General features: G+C 67.2%; 17 protein-coding genes, 1 pseudogene and 1 riboswitch. Of the genes and pseudogenes, 3 read left to right on the forward strand and 15 right to left on the reverse strand.

Going from position 1 to position 18,831, the window contains the following annotated elements:
- Window positions 1–8: 8 nt before the first annotated feature.
- Window positions 9–206, forward strand: a pseudogene (locus BLQ62_RS24175) (translation initiation factor IF-2 N-terminal domain-containing protein); the annotation flags it as partial.
- Window positions 207–548: 342 nt separating this feature from the next.
- A complete protein-coding gene (locus BLQ62_RS14790; RefSeq protein ID WP_231857762.1) occupies window positions 549–1,859 on the forward strand; it encodes an ATP-binding protein in 1,311 nt (436 codons plus the stop codon).
- Window positions 1,860–3,106: 1,247 nt separating this feature from the next.
- On the opposite strand, the gene BLQ62_RS23400 is transcribed toward BLQ62_RS14790, so the two are convergent.
- From BLQ62_RS23400 to BLQ62_RS14845, 11 genes are all read right to left on the reverse strand, one after another.
- The gene (locus BLQ62_RS23400) at window positions 3,107–4,036 is read right to left on the reverse strand and encodes a restriction endonuclease (RefSeq protein WP_139184213.1); all 930 of its coding nucleotides are present in this window, start codon (window positions 4,034–4,036) and stop codon (window positions 3,107–3,109) included.
- A 350-nt stretch (window positions 4,037–4,386) separates the two neighbouring features.
- A complete protein-coding gene (locus tag BLQ62_RS14800; protein ID WP_068568704.1) occupies window positions 4,387–5,784 on the reverse strand; it encodes a class II 3-deoxy-7-phosphoheptulonate synthase in 1,398 nt (465 codons plus the stop codon).
- A gap of 16 nt (window positions 5,785–5,800) precedes the next feature.
- Entirely contained in the window at window positions 5,801–6,277 is a 477-nt protein-coding gene (locus BLQ62_RS14805; RefSeq protein ID WP_068534138.1) for a polyadenylate-specific 3'-exoribonuclease AS, read from the reverse strand.
- Between the two features lie 11 nt (window positions 6,278–6,288).
- Complete coding sequence (locus tag BLQ62_RS14810) at window positions 6,289–6,999, reverse strand: lysophospholipid acyltransferase family protein (protein ID WP_068568706.1); 711 nt, start codon at window positions 6,997–6,999, stop codon at window positions 6,289–6,291.
- 84 nt (window positions 7,000–7,083) lie between these two features.
- A complete protein-coding gene (locus BLQ62_RS14815) occupies window positions 7,084–7,830 on the reverse strand; it encodes an amino acid ABC transporter ATP-binding protein (protein ID WP_068568932.1) in 747 nt (248 codons plus the stop codon).
- 44 nt (window positions 7,831–7,874) lie between these two features.
- Complete coding sequence (locus BLQ62_RS14820) at window positions 7,875–9,671, reverse strand: ABC transporter substrate-binding protein/permease (protein ID WP_414929937.1); 1,797 nt, start codon at window positions 9,669–9,671, stop codon at window positions 7,875–7,877.
- A gap of 71 nt (window positions 9,672–9,742) precedes the next feature.
- Window positions 9,743–10,693, reverse strand: coding sequence for an ROK family protein (locus BLQ62_RS14825; RefSeq protein WP_068568708.1), 951 nt, complete (start codon window positions 10,691–10,693; stop codon window positions 9,743–9,745).
- Window positions 10,690–11,136 carry a hypothetical protein gene (locus BLQ62_RS14830; protein WP_068568710.1) on the reverse strand — a complete coding sequence of 149 codons (447 nt, stop codon included), beginning with the start codon at window positions 11,134–11,136 and terminating at the stop codon, window positions 10,690–10,692. Before BLQ62_RS14830 ends, BLQ62_RS14825 begins: the two co-directional genes overlap by 4 nt.
- Entirely contained in the window at window positions 11,129–12,355 is a 1,227-nt protein-coding gene (locus BLQ62_RS14835) for an ArsA family ATPase (RefSeq protein ID WP_068534146.1), read from the reverse strand. The genes BLQ62_RS14830 and BLQ62_RS14835 overlap by 8 nt, the downstream gene beginning before the upstream one ends.
- Window positions 12,355–12,819 carry an SRPBCC family protein gene (locus BLQ62_RS14840; RefSeq protein WP_082756927.1) on the reverse strand — a complete coding sequence of 155 codons (465 nt, stop codon included), beginning with the start codon at window positions 12,817–12,819 and terminating at the stop codon, window positions 12,355–12,357. The genes BLQ62_RS14835 and BLQ62_RS14840 overlap by 1 nt, the downstream gene beginning before the upstream one ends.
- A complete protein-coding gene (locus tag BLQ62_RS14845; protein WP_068534148.1) occupies window positions 12,812–13,213 on the reverse strand; it encodes a hypothetical protein in 402 nt (133 codons plus the stop codon). Before BLQ62_RS14845 ends, BLQ62_RS14840 begins: the two co-directional genes overlap by 8 nt.
- Before the next feature lie 122 nt (window positions 13,214–13,335).
- Between BLQ62_RS14845 and BLQ62_RS14850 the strand changes: the two genes are divergently transcribed.
- The gene (locus tag BLQ62_RS14850) at window positions 13,336–15,138 is read left to right on the forward strand and encodes an AMP-dependent synthetase/ligase (protein WP_068534150.1); all 1,803 of its coding nucleotides are present in this window, start codon (window positions 13,336–13,338) and stop codon (window positions 15,136–15,138) included.
- 170 nt (window positions 15,139–15,308) lie between these two features.
- Here BLQ62_RS14850 and BLQ62_RS14855 read toward each other — a convergent pair whose 3' ends face one another.
- From BLQ62_RS14855 to BLQ62_RS14870, 4 genes are all read right to left on the reverse strand, one after another.
- On the reverse strand, window positions 15,309–16,439 hold the full coding sequence (locus BLQ62_RS14855) for a glycosyltransferase family 4 protein (protein WP_068534235.1): 1,131 nt from the start codon (window positions 16,437–16,439) through the stop codon (window positions 15,309–15,311).
- Window positions 16,440–16,454: 15 nt separating this feature from the next.
- Entirely contained in the window at window positions 16,455–17,498 is a 1,044-nt protein-coding gene (locus tag BLQ62_RS14860; RefSeq protein WP_068568712.1) for an NlpC/P60 family protein, read from the reverse strand.
- Window positions 17,499–17,559: 61 nt separating this feature from the next.
- Window positions 17,560–18,165, reverse strand: a complete 606-nt coding sequence (locus BLQ62_RS14865) for a C40 family peptidase (RefSeq protein WP_068568715.1) — start codon at window positions 18,163–18,165, stop codon at window positions 17,560–17,562.
- Between the two features lie 89 nt (window positions 18,166–18,254).
- A riboswitch (cyclic di-AMP (ydaO/yuaA leader) is annotated at window positions 18,255–18,404 on the reverse strand.
- 121 nt (window positions 18,405–18,525) lie between these two features.
- Entirely contained in the window at window positions 18,526–18,738 is a 213-nt protein-coding gene (locus tag BLQ62_RS14870) for a hypothetical protein (RefSeq protein WP_068534154.1), read from the reverse strand.
- Window positions 18,739–18,831 lie beyond the last annotated feature (93 nt).

An 18,831-nucleotide genomic window follows, 5' to 3' on the forward strand; every position in this document is an offset into this window, starting at 1 on the left:
CAGGCTTCATGCACATACGCGCGGTCGGTGCAACACGACGGAGGTCACTCAACTTGGGAAAAATTCGCGTCCATGAGCTAGCGAAAGAGCTAGGAACCACATCGAAGCAAATTCTAGTGCGCTTACGCCAGCAAGGAGAGTTCGTCCGTAGCGCATCGTCCGCAGTCGAAGCTCCGGCTGCCAGGCGCGTCCGCGAGTCATTTGGGATCAAGATCACGCCATCCGCGATTCAGTACGACCCTCCAGACAATTCCGATAGGGAATCGACTACCACTCTCACCTTTGACCCGAGTACACCCTCCGCGCGCCAATATGGTTGGCGCGCAGGCGCAGTTGCGCAACCTCAACACCCAGATCTTCTCGCAAACATTGATCGCGTCCGCAGGAAATACCCCGTACTCGGGGAGCATGTCGAAGCGCTCCGTAGGCTGGGCTCCCAGGTAGTCTACGCCGGATTTTGCCGCCAAGAAGGCTTCAACAGCGCAGCGGTCGTTCACGTTCGATTTAGCGGCGCCATCGAGGCCGGGTTTGGCTTCACACGCGAAGTAATGATCTTCTACAGCCCCCACGACGACCTTCAAGGCAGAACATTCAAGGCCGCCGTACGCGAGCTGCAAGAAACCTACCGGTCGGTCACCCCTGACACATTTTTCCTGTGGTCACCCGATCCGCGATTACGCACCAAACTCTACGACTGGTCGCGGCCTTCCAATCTTGCAATCCCGCTGCTGATCGACGAGGACGACGATCTTTCACTGATTACAATTCTGAGGGACCACATATATGCTCGGGACCTCTTCTATGTCACCACCCCCGTGTCTGGCGCCAGCTTCTTCGGCAGAAGAACGCTCCTACAATCCATGCGAGACGACGTGTTCAAACAACGAGTCACAGGGATATTCGGGCTCCGCAAGTCAGGCAAAACCAGCATCTTAACTCAACTTAGCGAAGAACTAAAATTTGACAATGTCGTTACTATTCTAATGGATCTAGAAGCTTTCCCTTCACCTCCGATCGATCCAACTGACGACATCCTATCGGAGTTGCGGCGCCGACTTATCGAAGAGCTGACAGCCCGAGGACTACGAGCAGTGGAACTTCAGAAACTGAATCCTCAACCTTCAATCCTTGAGCTTAAAAACGCATTACAGACTCTTCTGAAACGACTGCATGCAAACGACACTCGGATTCTGCTACTACTCGATGAAATCGAGTACCTAACGCCAGCTGACAAAATCGATATCGCCGAGGGCGATATGCCACGCATCGCCCAAATGCTGTCGGCGTTTCGGAGCATAGTCCAAGAATCCGACAATTTCACCTTCACAATTTCGGGATTGACAAGCGCGATCGTCGAGGGTGGTCGTTTATACGGAAGGCCAAATCCACTATTCTCTTGGGCACGAGCCGTATACGTTACCCCTCTTGACCGAGACGAGGCCGACGACCTAGCAAGTACAGTCGGCGGCAAGATGGGCATCGAAATCACTTCAGGCGCTTTGGAAGCGCTACACGAGGCCTCTGGCGGCCACGCATTTCTCTACCGAAGTCTAAGCTCCGCCGTCGTCGGTCATCTTCCTGCCGACGACTTTAAGAGAACAATGTCTCGGTCGGCCGTTCTCAGGGAGATCAACGACTGGAAAAGCCGGATACAAGGCAACGTCGATGAGATGGTTCAGCACGTTAAGCGATATTATCCCAACGAGTCCGTTATGCTGGAGATCTTGATGGAAAGCGCTGACGATTTTAGAGAATTGGCGCCCTCTGAACACGTCGCCGTCAGGCGCCTAAAGGACCTAGGCCTAATAGTTGAAGTTGACGGCCAATTTGAGGCGAGTGTCATTCTGGAACTCACATGAGCGCAACGGACTATTCTCAGTGGGTAGGAGAAATACACGCAAAAGTCAAGATATTTCGTCTCGTCTTCCTTCAGATAGGTGCGAGCAACGAGCCTGCACGCCGCGCCCTTCTCGGGTCCAACTCCAAATTGTTAACCATACAGAGTTATTTGGAAGGTGGAGCAGGAATCGATTGTGGGACACTGATTCTCGATCAATTTGAGTCCCTTACGGGGAGGAATGAGTCAGCCCATATGGGCCAACTAAGAGAGAAACTTTTCCTAGACCTCAAAGCTAACATTGGAGTGATCCTCCTATCCCGCGCTCCACGCGTCGCCTTCCCTGCTGTCGTCGGAAGCTCACTACTCGATGACGCAAGTTTCGCACGTGCGCCTGCTCAGAGATTTAATGGCGTCGACGAGTGGCCGACTTGCTCTGAGGATGGCCTAGGCCCCGAAGAAGTGCTGCACAGATCATTGGTAGAACTGGGTCCAGAAGTATGCGCTTCCTTGGACCGCGTTGTCTACGAGGCACAGCTTACTGACCAAGAAGCGCTTAACCTCCTGAGCGCCAGAGAACTAGAGGCCCTAGACGGAGCTGGCCTGACCTCGCCAGAATCTGGTGCTCGACTTTGGAATATCCCCTGGCACCTCTCTCCACTCAAGATGGCACTTGACACCACGATAGCGAGTACAACTGACGCTCAACATCGCCTTGCCAATATTAGTGATGCAATGTGGAAGATCGAACGGTTAATTCGCCGCGAGGTTCGGAGAATGGCGGTCGATTCATGGCCCAGAAACTGGAGAACACAGTGTTTGAACGAGGATCTCAAGAGAAAGGTTCTTGAGCGGGCAACCGAGTCTGCGTATATCGCAGCAACCACAATCAAACAAGTGCGCGATCCATTGGAGTGGCTATCGCTCGGAGAGCTTCTTCAGCTGACTGAAAACCCGAAGATCGGGCGTCTCGGCCTCGAGCCGCCGCAGTGGCGACAATTTCGCGATCAAGTCATGCCAATCCGGAACCGCCTCGCTCACATGCGTACTCTTCATCCAGAGGACGAAGCAAATGCAGTCAAGTGGCGACGAGTCCTCGAGGCGAGACTGCCGAATTAGATAAATACCCGTTGTCGCAGGCGAACCATTCAGGACAAGATTCGTCCATTCTAACACGACGAGCATGCTCTGGAACCGCCAATAGTCCTAGTGAGCGAATCCCTCAAATACCGTCCAGGCCCGCTCCTAGACTGTCCCGACTGCTTGTTCTTACAGCCACTCAGGTCGATACTCGTTCCATCCTGGCCTAGGAGGTACCGACAAAGCTCCAAGATTTCCCAACCAGCGCGGCCCGAAGTACCTGTTTAACAATCGAAGTAGACGGTCGCCTTCGACGAAGGAAACTCGATCATCCTTCTCAGCAAACTCCCTAAACCCACGTGTGCATCTACCCGTTGTCACTAGCACACCACCACTGGCTTTCTCACTCGACACCACACCAAGTAGCGCTCGCGCGTGGCTAACCCCAACCTTTACTTTGCGATAACGCTTACATTCGATCACGAACCGAGACCGCTCTCCGGAATTGGCGCGATACACAATGAGATCACGACCGCCGTCAGGACCATCCGGCGTAATGTAGACACCCCACCCCATGGCGAGAAATAGTCGTGCAGTTAAATACTCGAATTCCCGTGGCGACAACCTATTCAGCACATCGCGCCAAGTTTCGTCCTCTCGGTAGATGTAATACGAATTGATCACGCTCATCGCGTCCGACAACCCATCTAGTCGCCCTTGTGGCAACGTTGTTGCGTGCGCACGCTGGTATGCGTTGATCACCGTTATCGCAGCCGATGGAGACTGGTCGACAAGATCGAGCACCCACCTAACGCCAGGATGGGCAGCGCAATCCGTCAATTTTGAGTTCGCCAGACGACCTAGATATTCAGACGACGGGCCTAGTGAAGCGCCGACAACATCTTCCAACTCGGTTGCGTCATCGAATACGAACGTTTGATTCTCAAAGAGAAGTTCGCGCAGCAGCCCGCGAACTTCTTCCGGCGGTTTTTGATGCACAGTCGAAAGGTACTCATCCAACAATCGCAATGTCGGGAAGGACCAAGACTGCACCAAGGCGGTCTCATCAACAAGATTGGAGTTTCCCTTTGCCAACACAGAGGCAGTCCATTCGATCAACCTACCATCCCAGTAGTGCCCCACCTTCGGCCGTCGATTCGTTGTCAATTGACTGACCAATTCCTGCGACGGTGGACGAACGCGTCTATTGGCGAACGAATTCAGCGCACGACGAATAGGCCATTCATGCGACGGCGTCGGACGGTCGTTCTCGAAAAAGATCTGATATGACTCGTCTTCGCCGCAGTCCGAACATATGTACTGGTCTTCTGTCTCTACCCCGCGAACGTGCGAGAGCGCCGGAGGCGATATCGAATCAAGCAGACATCTCGGACATGTCCAACTTCGATACGCACTACTTCGATCGATCGCATCCGAGAACTCTTTCACGCGCGGATCGGACACTATAGTCAGCCCCGAAGCATCTCCGCGACCAGGAAGGCCAGTTCGAGGCTCTGCTGGGTGTTCAGGCGCGGATCGCAGGCGGTCTCGTAGCGGCCGGCGAGATCGGCGTCGGAGATGTCCTGTGCGCCGCCCAGGCACTCGGTGACGTTCTCACCGGTGAGCTCGACGTGCACGCCGCCCGGGTGCGAGCCGATGGCGCGGTGCACCTCGAAGAAGCCCTGCACCTCGTCGACGATGCGGTCGAAGTGCCGAGTCTTGTAGCCGGTCGAGGACTCGTGGGTGTTGCCGTGCATCGGGTCGCACTGCCAGATCACCTTGTGGCCCGTCGCCTCCACGGCCTCGACGATGGGCGGCAGCGCAGTGCGCACGTTGCCGTTGCCCATGCGGGAGATCAGCGTCAGCCGGCCCGGCTTGTTGTGCGGATCGAGCCGCTCGACGTACTCCACGGCCTGCTCGGGCGTGGTGGTCGGGCCGATCTTCACGCCGATCGGGTTGTGGATCAGCTCCATCAGGGCGATGTGCGCGCCGTCGAGTTGGCGGGTGCGCTCGCCGATCCACAGGAAGTGCGCCGACAGGTTGTAGAGCACCTGCTGGGCCTCGGGGTCGTCCGGGTTGTCCGCCAGCCGCAGCAGGCCGCGCTCGTAGTCGAGCACCAGCGCCTCGTGGCTGGAGAAGATGGTGGCGGACTTGAGGTTCCGGTCCTCCACGCCGCACGCGGCCATGAACCGCAGGCCGCCGTCGATCTCGGCGGCGAGCGCCTCGTAGCGGGCGCCGGCGGGCGAGTTCGCGACGAACTCGCGGTTCCACTCGTGCACCTTGTGCAGGTCCGCCATGCCGGAGCCGGTGACGGCGCGCACCAGGTTCATGGCGGCGCTCGCGTTGGCGTACGCGCGGATCAGGCGCGACGGGTCGTGCTTGCGGACGGCCTCCTCGGGCGGGAAGCCGTTGACCATGTCGCCGCGGTAGCTGGTCAGCCCCAGGGCGTCGGTGTCCGACGAGCGCGGCTTGGCGTACTGGCCGGCGATGCGCGCGACCTTGACCACGGGCATCGACGCACCGTAGGTCAGCGCGACGGCCATCTGCAGCAGCGTGCGGATGTTCGCGGCGATGTGCGGCTCGGTGTTGTCGACGAAGGTCTCGGCGCAGTCGCCGCCCTGCAGCAGGAAGGCCCGCCCCATGGCGACCTCGGCCAACTGGTCCTGCAGCGACTGGATCTCCGGCGGCACGGTGATCGGCGGCACCGACTCCAGCACCGTGCGCATCGCGTCCGCCTGCTCCCGGGGCCAGCTCGGCTGCTGCAGCGCGGGCTTGGCCAGCGCGTCGTCGAGGCGCTCGCGCAGGTCACCCGGCAGCGCCGGGAGCTTGGGGAGGGTATCGATGGGGACGTCGACGGTCCAGTTCACTGCCACGTGAGCAAGATTACGCGCCCACGATCGCCCGGTACTTCGCGAGGTTGTGCCGGGCGTCCGCGAGGGCGTCGTGCGCGTCCGCGGGCGCGGCGGGCAGCGCCGGGCGGCCGCGCTCGTCCCAGAGCTGCTTGAGCTCGCGGGTGTACCGCGGCATCGACCGCGGCAGCGCGGTCATGGGGCCCCAGAGCTGGCACAACGCAACGTGGTCGTACGCGGCGACCCACGCCCACAGCTCGATGTCGCCCGGGCCGGCGGAGAGGAACTCGAAGACGCCGTCGCGGATCGCGGCGCGCGAGCGCCAGGTCTTGCTCGCGGGCGGCGGCAGCTTGGGCAGCACGTTCGCCCGCACCCACGGCCCGGCGCGCTCGGGGTCGAACTCGGTGGACACGGCGTAGAACTCGCGTCCGTCCTCGCCGACGATGCCGATCGAGACGAGCTCGATGGTGGTTCCGTCCTCGATGAATTCCGAGTCGTAGAAGTACTTCACGGGGGACGAGGCTACGCTGCGCCGGCCTCGCGCTCCTCGCCCGGGACGACCACGCCGTCCTTGACGTCCTGCGCGTAGACGTCCACGTACGCCTGGCCGGAGAGCTTCATCAGCTCGTACATCACCTCGTCGGTGATGGCGCGCTCGATGAACCGGTTGCCGAACATGCCCTCGAACCGGGAGAAGTCGAGCGGCTTCCCGATCCGGATCTGCACCTTCGTCGGGTGCGGCAGGGTGGAGCCGGGCGGATTGAACTTCTCGGTGTCGACCATTGCGACGGGGATGATCGGGGCACCCGTCTCGAGGGCCATGCGGGCCATGCCCGTCTTGCCCTTGTAGAGACGGCCGTCGGGGCTGCGGGTGCCCTCCGGGTACAGGCCGAGGAGCTGGCCGTCGCGCAGTGCGCCCACGCCGGCGTTGAGTGCGTCCTGCGCGGCGTTCGCGCTGCCGCGGACGATCGGGATGCACCCGACGGACGAGAAGAACCACTTCTTGAAGGCGCCCTTGAGCCCCTTACCGGTGAAGTACTCGCTCTTGGCCAGGAACTTGATCCGCCGCGGCACCATGAGCGGCAGGAAGAACGAGTCCATGACCGCCAGGTGATTACTGGCCAGGATCGCCGGGCCGTCCTTGGGCAGGTTCTCGAGTCCGACCACGCGCGGGCGCCCCAGCAGGCGCAGCGCCGGCCCGATCAGGATCCACTTGAAGACCATCCACCACATGTCGCCCAGCTCTCCATCTACCGCCCGTCGTGCTGCTCCTCACTCTACCGAGGAGGGCCGCGCACCGCGCCCCGATGCGCGGGGTCAGAGCACCTGGGAGAGGAAGGCGCGCAGGCGCTCGCTCTCGGCGTCCTCGAACAGCTTGTCCGGCGTGCCGGCCTCCACCACCTTCCCGGCGTCCATGAAGACGACGTTGTCGGAGACGGTGCGGGCGTACCCCATCTCGTGGGTCACCACCACCATCGTCATGCCCTCGGCCGAGCACTCGGTCATCAGCGCCAGGATGCCTTTGACCAGCTCCGGATCCAGGGCGGAGGTGGCCTCGTCGAAGAACATCACCTGCGGCCGCATCGCCAGGGCGCGCGCGATCGCCACGCGCTGCTGCTGGCCGCCGGACAGGCTGGCCGGACGCTGATCCGCCTTCGCCCGCAGGCCGACGACCTCGAGTTCGGCGAGGGCCAGCTCGCGAGCCTCCTCGGCGCTCAGGCCGCGGAGCTTGCGCGGCCCCAGCGCCACGTTGTCCACGACGGACTTGTGCGGGAACAGGTTGAACTGCTGGAAGACCATGCCGATGCGGCGACGCAGCTCGTCCGGATCGTCCTTGAGGACGGAGCGGCCGTCGAGCAGGATGTCGCCCGACTGGGGCTCGTGCAGCCGGTTGAGCACCCGCAGCAGCGTCGACTTGCCGGAGCCGGACGGTCCGATCACCGTCGTGGTGGTGCCGGCCGGCACGTCGATGTCCACGCCGCGCAACACGTGGTTCGCGCCGAACGCGAGGTGCAGGCCCCGGCCCTCGAGGGAGACGGGCACGATGGGCGTCTTGCCGGGCACCGACGGGGTGGTCGGTGCGGCGCTCTGGTTCTCGGTCACGGCGGTCAGCCCTTCTCCGCGGCGAGGTCGAGCTCGACGGGGGTCTGCTCCCGCTTGCCCGAGCGCAGCCGCGCGTCGATGTAGTTCACCAGGTGGGTCAGCGGCACCGTCAGGACCAGGTAGAACAGGCCCGCGGCGACGAGCGGCGACAGGTTGCCGGTGTTGGCGTTGAGGTCACGGCCGACGGCGAACAGCTCGCGCTGCGAGGCCAGCAGGCCGAGGAAGTAGATCAGCGAGCTGTCCTTGATCAGCGCGATGAACTGGTTCATCAGCGCCGGGAGCACGCGCCGCACGCCCTGCGGAATGATCACCAGCGACATGGACTGCCGGTAGCTGAAGCCGATGGCCCGCGAGGCCTCCATCTGCCCCGCCTCCACCGATTGGATGCCGGAGCGGAAGATCTCGCCGATGTACGCGGCGGCCAGCAGGCCGAGCGCGATCGCGCCGAGCCAGTAGGGGTTGTTGCCGGTCATGTCCTTGACGATCGGCCCGATGCCCAATCCGAAGAGCAGGATCACCACGACCGCGGGCAGGCCGCGGAAGACGTCGGTGTACACCCGCGCGGGCCAGCGCAGCCAGCGCGTGCGGGAGATGCCGGCCACCGCCAGGAGCAGCCCGATGACGGTGCCGATCAGGCCGGAGACCAGCGCCAGGATCAGCGTGTTCGGCAGGCCGGTCTTGAGCAGGTACGGGAAGGCCTCGCGGTACAGACTCCAATTGAAGAAGGTGTCGCCCAGCTGCGCGAGGGTGCCCTTCTGCTCGGCGGCGCCCGGCGCGGGCGCGTCCTTCGCGTTCGCCTTGGCGATCGCCGCGAAGTCGGGCAGCTGCGGCGCGGGCGCGGCCTTCGATCCCGGCTTCCAGCCCTGCGGCATCTCGCGCGGCGCCCAGTCCGAGTAGAGCCGGGAGTAGGTGCCGTCGGCGATGATCGCGTCGAGTCCGGAGTTCAAGGCGTCGACCAGCGGCTGGTTGCCCTTCGCCACGGCCCAGCCCACGAAGTTGTTGACCGAGAAGGTGTTCTCGACGATGGCGGTGCCGTCGCTGGGCTTGACCTGTCCCTCGGCCTGCGCCGACGGTGCGATCCACGCATCGATCTGCCCCGAGCGCAGGTTCGCGTACGCGGTCGCGTAGTCGGGGTACTTCACCGGCTCGAGCCCCAGCACGTTCTTGACGTACTCGTCCTGGACCGTGCCCTGCACGACGCCGATCCGGTTGCCCGCGCCGAGCTTGTCGAAGCCCGTCAGCGGCGAGCCCGCCTTCACCACGAGGGAGAAGTAGCCGAAGTCGTAGCCGTTGGTGAACGCCACCGTCTGGCGGCGCGCGTCCGTCGTGGTGATCGACGACGAGCCCACGTCGTAGCGCTTGGTGGCCACGGCCGAGAGCAGGCCCGAGAACTCGGTGCCGGAGAACTCGATCTGCAGGCCCAGCTTCGCCGCAATGGCGGCGAGCAACTCGTTGTCGAAGCCCGTGTACGTGCCGGTGGCCTGGTTCAGGCAGATGCTCGGCGGCGCGTCGCCGAGGGTGCCGACGGTGATCGTGCCCGGCTTGATCAGCCCCAGCGCATTGCGGTCGATCGACTCCAGCGGGACCACGCCGGGCGTCGTGTACTTGTCGACGTCCTGGTCGCCCGCGGCGGCGAGGTTGAGCGGCGCGGCCGACGCGGACGCCTCGCCGGGCGGGACGCACTTACCGGGATCGGGCGCGGCGCCCGCGATGCCCAGCGGCGACACCAGCGCGAGGAGGAGGCCGAGCAGCGGAATCACGGCGAGAAGCCGGAGACCCCGGGCGGTTCTGTGTGCGATCACGCGTGAACCTTACGGTGTGGCGGGGCGCTGGACGAGAGATGGGATCACCGGAGATCGCACACCGCGGTTGTTCAGGCGAGGACGGCGTCCCGGGCCAGGGCGGCGGCACCGAGCATGCCGGCGCGTTCGCCGAGCTCCGTCGCGCGGATCCTGGCCTTGCGCCGGTACTTGCCGCCGGTGACCTGCCGGGCGTAGTGCTCGCGGGCGTCGTCGAGGAACAGGCGCGAGGACGCGCCCACGCCGCCGGAGAGCACGATGAGGTCCGGGTCGTAGACGTCGCTCACGATCGCCAGGCCGATGCCGAGCCAGCGGGCCAGCTCGCCCACCGCCTCCTGCGCCACCGGGTCGCCCGCCTCGGCGGCCGCCGCGACCTTGCGCCCGGTCAGCGAGCCCGGGTCGTCGGCGAGCTCGCGCGCGAGCAGCACGCCGCGCGAGCCCTTCGGACCCATCAGGTCGATCGCGGTCTCCACCAGCGCGGTCCCGCTGCAGTAGCGCTCCCAGCACCCGGATTTGCCGCAGTCGCACGGCCGACCGTCGGGCACCACCTGCAGGTGCCCGAGCTCGGGAGCGACCCCGAACGCCCCGCGGTAGAGCTCACCGTCGATGAGCAGGCCCGCGCCGATTCCGGTGCCGAGGGCCACGACGCAGGTCACCTGCGACTGCCGGGCGGGGCCGTGCACGTACTCGGCCCACGCGGCGGCGTTCGCGTCGTGCTCCATGATCACGGGCAGGCCGATCCGGGCGGACATCTCGGCGGGCACCGCAGCCTCGCGCCAGGGCAGGTGCGGCGCGAAGGCGACCCGTTGCCGCGCGGGATCGAGGAAGCCGGCGACGGCCAGGCCCACGGCCCGCACGTCGTGCTCCACGCACAGCTCCTGCACCACACGATCGAGGCAGTTCTCCAGCGCCGCTGCGCTGCGCGGGGTCTCGGCCCGCACCGTGTCGATGACGGTGCCGTCGTCCGTCACGACGCCGGCCCGGACGGAGGTGCCGCCGATGTCGATGCCGATCGTCAGCGTCATGCGGGCGGGTCCTCCTCGGAGCCGGTCAGCCGGATGTCGATGCGCTCGTAGCCGCCCGCCTGCGACGACGGTGCGGGCGGCGCGGGGTCCGGTGCTTCCTGGGCCTCCTCCGCGGGCGTCGCACCGACCGTGGAGAGGTAGTCGGCGGCGACGGCGGCAGCGGTGATCCGGGCGCTGCCCAGCAGCTCCTCGGCGAGGCGCAGCAGGTCGGCGAGCACCTCGTCGGCGAAGTGCCCGAAGGACTTCGAGGCCTCCGCGGCGAAGGGCTCGATGTGCCGGGCCACGACGCCCCCGAGCGCGCAGAGGCGGCACGCGCCGGGATCTCCCTCCGGGTGGGCGGAGTGCTCGGCGAGCGCGGCCGCGATCCAGGGCCGGACCGTCTCGAACAGGCGGGCCGCGGAGGAGAGGAACTCCTCGGACGGGTCGGGGGTGGGATCAACCACGGGGCCACACCTCCGGATCGGGGACGAAGCTCACGCGCAACTCCCCTTCCTCGTAGGTCGCACCGGCGACGACGCAGCGACGCAGCACCGACGGTAGCCGCATCCGGCGCCGCACACCCTGCGCTTCGACGACGACGTCCTCCTCGACCCGGCCCAGCCCGATCGTGGTGGGGTCCACCAGCGGCAGCGCGATCGACCACTCGTAGCGGGCGTCGAGTCCCGCGCCGCCGACGGCGCGCACCACGGGCTCGGGCACCACCGCGGGCGCGGCGTCCAGGATCGCCGCGACGTCCCAGGTCAGGGCTGCCGCCGCGGCTGCGGTCAGCAGCGGCTCCGTCGCCTCGGCCGCCTCGATGACGGGGCGCTCGAGCACCGTCGCCACCGCGGCGAGCGCCTCCCGCGCATCGTCCTGCGCGGCGACCCGCGCGCCCACGAGCCGGACCGCCGGGTGGGGCAGGTCCAGCGCGAACCGGTCGTCGACCTCGATGAGGCGGTTGAGCACGAGCGCCACGGGCCGCAGGCCCAGCACCTCGAGCGCCGCGAGCTCGGCGCGCGCGAGGGCGGGACGGCCGCCGTCGCCGGTCACGACGTGCACCAGTTCGAGCGCCGCGCGGTCGGCGACGAACGCCGCCAGCTGATCGGCGAGGCCGGCCAGCGGTTCGGCGAGCAGGAGCGCGGCCAGCGAACCGGCGGCGGGCCCGGACGCGGGGCCCGAGAGCCGGACGTGCCGCGGCCAGACCCGTTCGAGGTACGCGGCCAGCGACGCGGGTGCCGTGAGCAGGGAGACCAGGCCGTCGAACGCGGGGCCGTCGACGACGACGGTGCGGTACTCCCCCGCGTCCACGTGCCCGCGCACGGCGCGCAGCACGAGGAGGTGCTCGGCGTCCGCGAGGCCCGTCAGCTCGGGCGGTTCGAGGGCGAAAGGATCGAAGCCGCCTGCGGGATCGCTGTTCCCGCCCGCGATTCCGCGGCCCGCGCGGACCGTCGTGGACAGCCCGTCCCACCACTGCGCCAGCAGTTCGACGGGGTTGAGGTGCACGTGATCGAAGGGCCCGGCACCGTCGGCGAGGAGCGGATCGACCGTCCGTCCGATGGTGACCAGCAGGGTGCGCCCGCGCGCCGCGGCCGACGCGGCGAGCGCGGTCGCCACGGTGGTGCGGCCCGCTCCCCCGGCACCGGACACCAGCAGCAGGCGGGTCGCGGAACCCTCCCCGGACATCAGGATTGCGCCGCCGACTCGCCCTCGACGTGGCGCTTGAGCTCCTTGAGGGCGGTGTCCGTGATGGCCTTCTCGGCCTTGCGCCGGAGCATCCCGAGCATCGGGATCTGCAGGGTGACCTCGAGCGTGTAGGTGACCGTGGTGCCCGCGCCGTCGGCGGTGGGCGTCAGGTCGTAGCGGCCGTGCTGGGTGCTCTGCAGCGTGCTCGCCGCGAGGTCCCACTCGACCGACCGGCCGCCGGGGGCCCAGCGGTACTCGAGCTCGTAGGTGTCGCGCAGGAAACCCTCCTCCAGCACGAACCGCACGCGCCGCGGCCGGCCGTCGGCCGTGGTCTCCAGGACCGTCACCTCGCGGGCCGCGGAGACCCATTCGGGGTAGCGGTCGAACGCGGAGATCGCGGCCATGATCGATTCGGGCGGCGCCGCGATGACGATGGACTCACGGGTGCGCTCCGCGTCAGACACCGTTCACCTCCCCGACGGCGGGCGCTGCCGGGCCGCCGAGTACCCGGTCGGCCTCGGCGGTGAATTTCACGTCGAACATCACGTCGTGCCCGCGAACCCGGCGCTCGCGCACGTCGGCGACGATCCGCTCGGGCGACATCGGCGAGGCCGGCTCGGCGTGCAGGAAGTAGTGCAGCAGACTCCCGTCCAGGTGCGGCTCGATCCAGAACTCCGAGGTCCCGGTGACGGCACCGTCGACCTTCCACCGGATGCCGAGCTCGCCCCGGTCCTCGGTGACGGTCAGGCGCAGGTCGGGGAACCAACCGCGCCACCGCTGCGCGCCCGCCATCGCGGCGGCCACGGCACTCGGGTGGGCGGCGACGAACGCGACGTCGGCCACTTGGATGGTGCTCACCTCCTAAGCTTCACACATCCGCCTCCGGGGCGGACGGTGCCGGGTCGGTTCGGGCCCGGAAGGCGTGACGAACCGCGGTGTAAGGTTCACCACAACACCACCGTTTGCGACCCGGAGGATTCGTGCGCGAGATAAGCGTTCCCGCCAACTACACCATCGACCCCGCGGCGACCACGGTCGACGTCGTCTTCGAGGCGGCCCGCACCGACCCGGACGGCGTCCGGGTCAAGCGCCTCGTCGCGGGCACCTGGGAGCCGGTGACGTGCAAGCAGTACGAGCAGGAGATCCTCGGCGTCGCCAAGGGCCTCGTCGCGCAGGGAGTCAAGCCTGGCGACCGCGTCGCCCTCGTCTGCTCCACCCGGTACGAGTGGCCGCTGATGGACTTCGCGATCTGGGCGATCGGCGCGGTGACGGTGCCCGTGTACGAGACCAGCTCGTCGGGCCAGATCGACTGGATCCTCGAGGATTCCGATGCGACGCTCCTCATCATCGAGGGAGAGAAGCAGGCCGCCGAGGTCGCCGAGCTCACGAACCTGCACAAGGTGCAGCGGGTGCTGCAAATCGAGCCGAAGGACGGTGAGAAGGGTGCCGTCGAGACCCTCACCGCCGAGGGTGAGGGCGTCACCGACGAGCAGGTCCACGCCGGTCGCGCGGGCGTCAAGGCGGACGACCTCGCGACGCTGATCTACACCTCGGGGACCACGGGCCGGCCCAAGGGCTGCGAGCTCATGCACTCGAACCTGATGAGCGAGTCCGACGCGATCCTGGCCTCGCCCTTCGGCAACGCCATCCGCGGCGGTTCCAACGTGATGTTCCTGCCGCTGGCGCACGTGCTGGCGCGGGCCGTGAACATCGCCTGCTTCAAGGGCGGCGCGGTCGTCGGCCACTTCAACGACACCAAGAACCTGGTGCCGCAGTTCTCGATCTTCCAGCCCACGCTCATCCTCTCGGTGCCGCGCGTCTTCGAGAAGGTCTACGCCTCGGCGCAGCAGAGCGCCGTCGACGGTGGCAAGGGCAAGATCTTCGAGGCCGCCGCGCAGACCGCCATCGAGTACAGCCAGGCGCAGGACGAGGGCGGCGCCGGCCTGCTGCTCAAGGCCAAGCACGCCCTGTTCGACAAGCTGGTCTACGGCAAGCTCAAGGCCGCGCTCGGCGGCAACTGCAAGGTCGCGATCTCCGGTGGCGCTCCCCTGGGCGCCCGCCTCGGCCACTTCTTCCGCGGCATCGGAGTCACGGTGATGGAGGGCTACGGCCTCACCGAGACCACCGCGGCGATCACCGTCAACGTCGAGGGCGCGCAGAAGATCGGCACCGTCGGGCGACCGCTCGCCGGGCAGGCCGCGAAGATCGCCGAGGACGGCGAGATCCTGCTCAAGGGCTCCGTCGTCTTCCGCGGCTACTGGCGCAACGAGGAGGCCACCAAGGCCGCGATCGAGGACGGCTGGTTCCACACGGGCGATCTCGGCTCGATCGACGACGACGGCTACCTCTCGATCACGGGCCGCAAGAAGGAACTGATCGTCACCGCGGGCGGCAAGAACGTCTCCCCCGCCGGCCTCGAGGACGCCCTGCGCAGCAACCCGCTGATCTCGCAGGCGATGGTCGTCGGCGATGCGCAGCCCTTCATCGCCGCACTGGTGACCATCGACCCGGAGGCCTTCCCGCAGTGGAAGTCCGCCAACGGCAAGCCCGAGTCGGCCACCGTCGCCGACCTGCGCAACGATCCCGACCTGGTCGCCGCGATCGACAAGGCCGTCGCCGTCGCCAACGACACGGTCTCCAAGGCCGAGGCCATCAAGAAGGTGCGCATCCTGCCCGAGGACTTCTCCGAGGAGACCGGTGAGATGACGCCCACCATGAAGGTCAAGCGGAACGTCGTCTCGCAGAAGTACGCCGACGACATCGCCGAGATCTACGCGAAGTAGTCACCGAACGTCGAACCGCCGCACCGGACTTCCGGTGCGGCGGTGTCGTTTCTCCTGCCCGACGGTGCCCGCCCGGAGCCCGGTCTTCGGTGCGTTCCGTCGGCGACACGCCGGGGAGCGACCGACGGAACGCACCGAGGATCGCCCGGCGGTGCGGATCAGCCCACGGATCAGTACGGGTTGAGGAGGGTCTGGAGGCGGTGGCCGAGGCGGCGCCAGTCGAAGTGCTCGGCGACGAGCTCGCGCCCGCGGGCGCCCATCTTCGCGGCGCGCTCGGGGTCGGCGAGCACGCCGGCGACGGCGTCGGCGATCGCCTCGACGTCGCGCCCGGGCACCACGTGGCCGGACTCGCCCTCCCACACGGTCTCGGGGGCGCCGCCGGAGTCGCCTGCCACGACGGGCTTGCCGGTCGCGGAGGCCTCCAGGAAGACGATGCCGAGCCCTTCCACGTCCAGGCCCGCGCCGCGGGTGCGGCAGGGCATGGCGAAGACGTCGCCGAGGTTGTGGTGCGCGGCGAGCTCGTCGAACGGGACCGTGCCGGTGAAGATCACCTGCTCCTCGACGCCCACCTGCCGCACCAGCTTGTGCAGCGTCTCGGCGTAGGGCCCGCCGCCGACGATCACGAGCTTCGCGCCGGGCACCTGCGCGCGGATGCGCGGGAGCGCCCGGATCAGCATGTCCTGGCCCTTGCGGGGAACGAGCCGCGACAGGCACAGCACGACGGGCTCGTCGTCCCCCAGCCCGTACCGGGCGCGCAGGCTCGCGCGGGCGGCGTCGTCGGGCTTGAAGACGTCCGTGTCCACGCCGGGCGGCAGGTGCTCCAGCGCGGCCCGCGGGCCGAACGCGGCGGCGAACCGGCCGCGGGTGTACTTGCTGACGTACGTGATCACGTCGGTGGTGTCGCCGATCCGGCGCAGGCAGGCGCGCGAGGGCGGCAGCATCGACCAGCCGACCTCATGGCCGTGCGTGGAGGCGACGGTGCGCAGCGCACCCGCGTCCTTGAGTGGAGCACCGAGCAGGGCCAGCGGCGCGGCGGCGCCGAACCAGACGGTCTCGATGTCGCGGGAGCGCACCAGGTCCCGGGCGCGGGAAAGAGCATCGGGCGTGGGCAACAGCAGCGTCGTGGGGTGGCGCACCACCTCGAAGGGCTGCGCGGCGTCGTACTCCTCGCTGTCGCGCCACCGCGAGGCGTAGACGACGAGCTCATCGGCGGGCAACTGCCGGACGAAGGCCTGGAGGTAGGTCTGGATGCCTCCGGGGCGGGGCGGGAAGTCGTTGGTGACCAGCAGCGTGCGCGGCATGGTGCCCAAGCCTAGCTAGAAGCGCACCGCCGAGTTGTACGGCCCCGCGGCGTCGATCGGCACGACCTGCACCGGGACGCCGAACGTGGAGGCGTGCACGACCTTTCCGTCGCCGACGTACATGCCGACATGCGTGGCGGCCGAGTAGTAGACGATGATGTCGCCCGGCTGCAGCTCGCCGCGGGAGACGGGGCGGCCGCCGCTCAGCTGCGCCTGCGAGGTGCGCGGCAGCGACTTGCCGGACTGCTGGTAGGCCCACACCATCAGGCCCGAGCAGTCGAACTGGCCGGGGCCCGTGCCGCCCCAGGCGTAGGGCATGCCGACGCGGGTCAGCGCGGCGCGCACGGCCGCGAGCTCCGACGTGCTCCCCGGCGGCACCTTGCTGGGATCGAACGGCGTGGGCGGCCCGATCAGCGACTGGCGCTGCGCGCCGGTCAGCCGGTCGTAGATGGCCTTGATGCGCGCGACCTCCTGCGCGAGGCGCGACTTCTTCTGCTTGAGGTCCGTCGCCTTGCGCTCGGCGTCGGTGCGCGTGTTCTCCGCCGCGGTCGCGGCCTCGGCGGCGCGGGTGGCGGCGGAATCGGCCGCGGCCTTCGACTTCTTGTAGGCGTCGACGGTGGCCACGACGTCACGGTTGATGAAGTCGAGCGTCGACATCTGATCGAGCATCTGCTGCGGCGAGTCGCTGACGAGCAGCGCGTACGTGCGGTTGGTGCGCGAGCCCTTGTAGTTGGCCACCACCACGGCGTCGATCTGCGGCTGCAACGCCGCCTGCCGTGCCTTCACCGCGGCGACCTCACGCTTCGCGGCGACCAGCGTGGCATCGGCCGCGCGCTTGGCGGCGGTGGCCTTCTCGGCCTCCTCCTGCGCCGCCTTGGCCGCCTCGTTCGTGCCCGAAGCCTGCTCGGAGAGCTTCTCGTACTGCTTGAGCGCGGCGTCGGCCGTGTCGGGATCCGCGGTGGCGCTGCCGACCACGGTCAGCCCGGCCACGAGGGCGAGCGCCGCGGACGCGGCGGAGCCGCGCAGCGCCAGGGAGCGGGTGTGGGAGGTCGATGACACGGCCGAGCAGGTCCTTCCAGAGCTGGAGCACGATTGCGAAAGCAACCGTTGCCAGGTTACGTCAGTAACGACGGGCGGAGTAGACCGACATCTCGTTGAGCGGGCTCACCTTGACCGGGATGCCGTAGTTCACCGAGTGGACGACCTTGCCGTTACCGATGTACAGCGCGGCGTGGCTGCCGCCGTTGTAGATCACGATGTCGCCGGCCTGCAGGTCGGAGATCGGAATCGAGCGACCGCCGCCGAGCTGGCCGTAGCTGTCGCGGGGAACGGTGATGCCGGCCTGCTTCATGGACCAGTAGACCAGGCCCGAGCAGTCGAACGAATTGGGGCCGGCGGAGCCGTACGAGTAGGGCAGGCCGGTGCGCGACAGCGCGGCCTGCACGACCTTCGCCTTCGCACCGCCGGGGCGCGCACCCGCAACCGTGGTGACGCCGGGCTTGGGGGCGACGGCCACACCACTGACGACGCCGGGGCGCGCGGAGGTGTTGTGCGTCGCGACGGTCTGCGCGGGCTTGGCGGCCGGCTTCGCCGCGGGCTTCGCCTTCGCCGCGGGCTTCGCGGCCGGCGCGGGGGCGGGCTTCGCCTTCGGTGCGACGGGGGCCGGCGCCGCGGGGGCGGGCGCTGCGAACGCGGCGGCCGGAGCCGCGAGGGTACCGATGGTCACGGCGCCTGCTGCGAAGGCACCGCGAGCGGCGGTGGCACCTCGGCTGGGCTGCGGCTGAAGTCGGTGTTTCGCCACGAAGCGATTCTCCTAAGTTTCTTCCCGACCGCCGACCGAGTTAGCTGACGGGTTCGGGCGAGGAAGATGCCCTACCCCGGAGGCGTGAGCCTCCGGCGATTCACCCCGGATAACGTGTGTGGGTCCCCGGCGAAGCACTGGGGCTTCTTAGGCGGTGACCTCGGGAGACGGGGCGGCTTTCGCCCCGGGCACCTCCGCAAGGTCTCAGAAAGATTACGAAACGGAAACGCACCTGTCTAGCCGGACGCGCCGGTGTGGGCAGAAACGCACAACCCACGGTGCATCTCAGCCCGCGCGTTTGGCCTGGTCAGGCACGACGCGCAGGCGCGGCAGCATTCCCTCGCCGGCGAACGCGGCGATTGCGTCACTCAGGTCCGGATCCGCCGTGACCGTGGGGTCCGCGGGCACCTCCAGCGGCCCGAGGAGGAAGCCCACCGAGCAGTCGCCACACGCACGGGGCTTGGCGGGGCAGGTGGAGCAGTCGATGTGCAGCGCCATGGCGGCGTCCCTTCGTCGTCGGTCTCGATGCCGGCGACGCTAGGCGCGGCGGCTGACAAGTTTCGTGCGCCCGTTCGGTCCGCGAGAACCTGT

The organism is Tsukamurella pulmonis (genome assembly GCF_900103175.1).
GTDB classification, from domain to species: Bacteria; Actinomycetota; Actinomycetes; order Mycobacteriales; family Mycobacteriaceae; genus Tsukamurella; species Tsukamurella pulmonis.

What these genes read in the sequence shown, in the direction of transcription:
- BLQ62_RS14835 (WP_068534146.1), bottom strand. Translation starts at nt 12,355, where the DNA reads ATGTCCGGGGAGGGTTCCGCGACCCGCCTGCTGCTGGTGTCCGGTGCC.
- BLQ62_RS14790 (WP_231857762.1), top strand. Translation starts at nt 549, where the DNA reads ATGATCTTCTACAGCCCCCACGACGACCTTCAAGGCAGAACATTCAAG.
- BLQ62_RS14810 (WP_068568706.1), bottom strand. Translation starts at nt 6,999, where the DNA reads ATGTGGTGGATGGTCTTCAAGTGGATCCTGATCGGGCCGGCGCTGCGC.
- BLQ62_RS14825 (WP_068568708.1), bottom strand. Translation starts at nt 10,693, where the DNA reads ATGACGCTGACGATCGGCATCGACATCGGCGGCACCTCCGTCCGGGCC.
- BLQ62_RS14870 (WP_068534154.1), bottom strand. Translation starts at nt 18,738, where the DNA reads ATGGCGCTGCACATCGACTGCTCCACCTGCCCCGCCAAGCCCCGTGCG.
- BLQ62_RS14855 (WP_068534235.1), bottom strand. Translation starts at nt 16,439, where the DNA reads ATGCCGCGCACGCTGCTGGTCACCAACGACTTCCCGCCCCGCCCCGGA.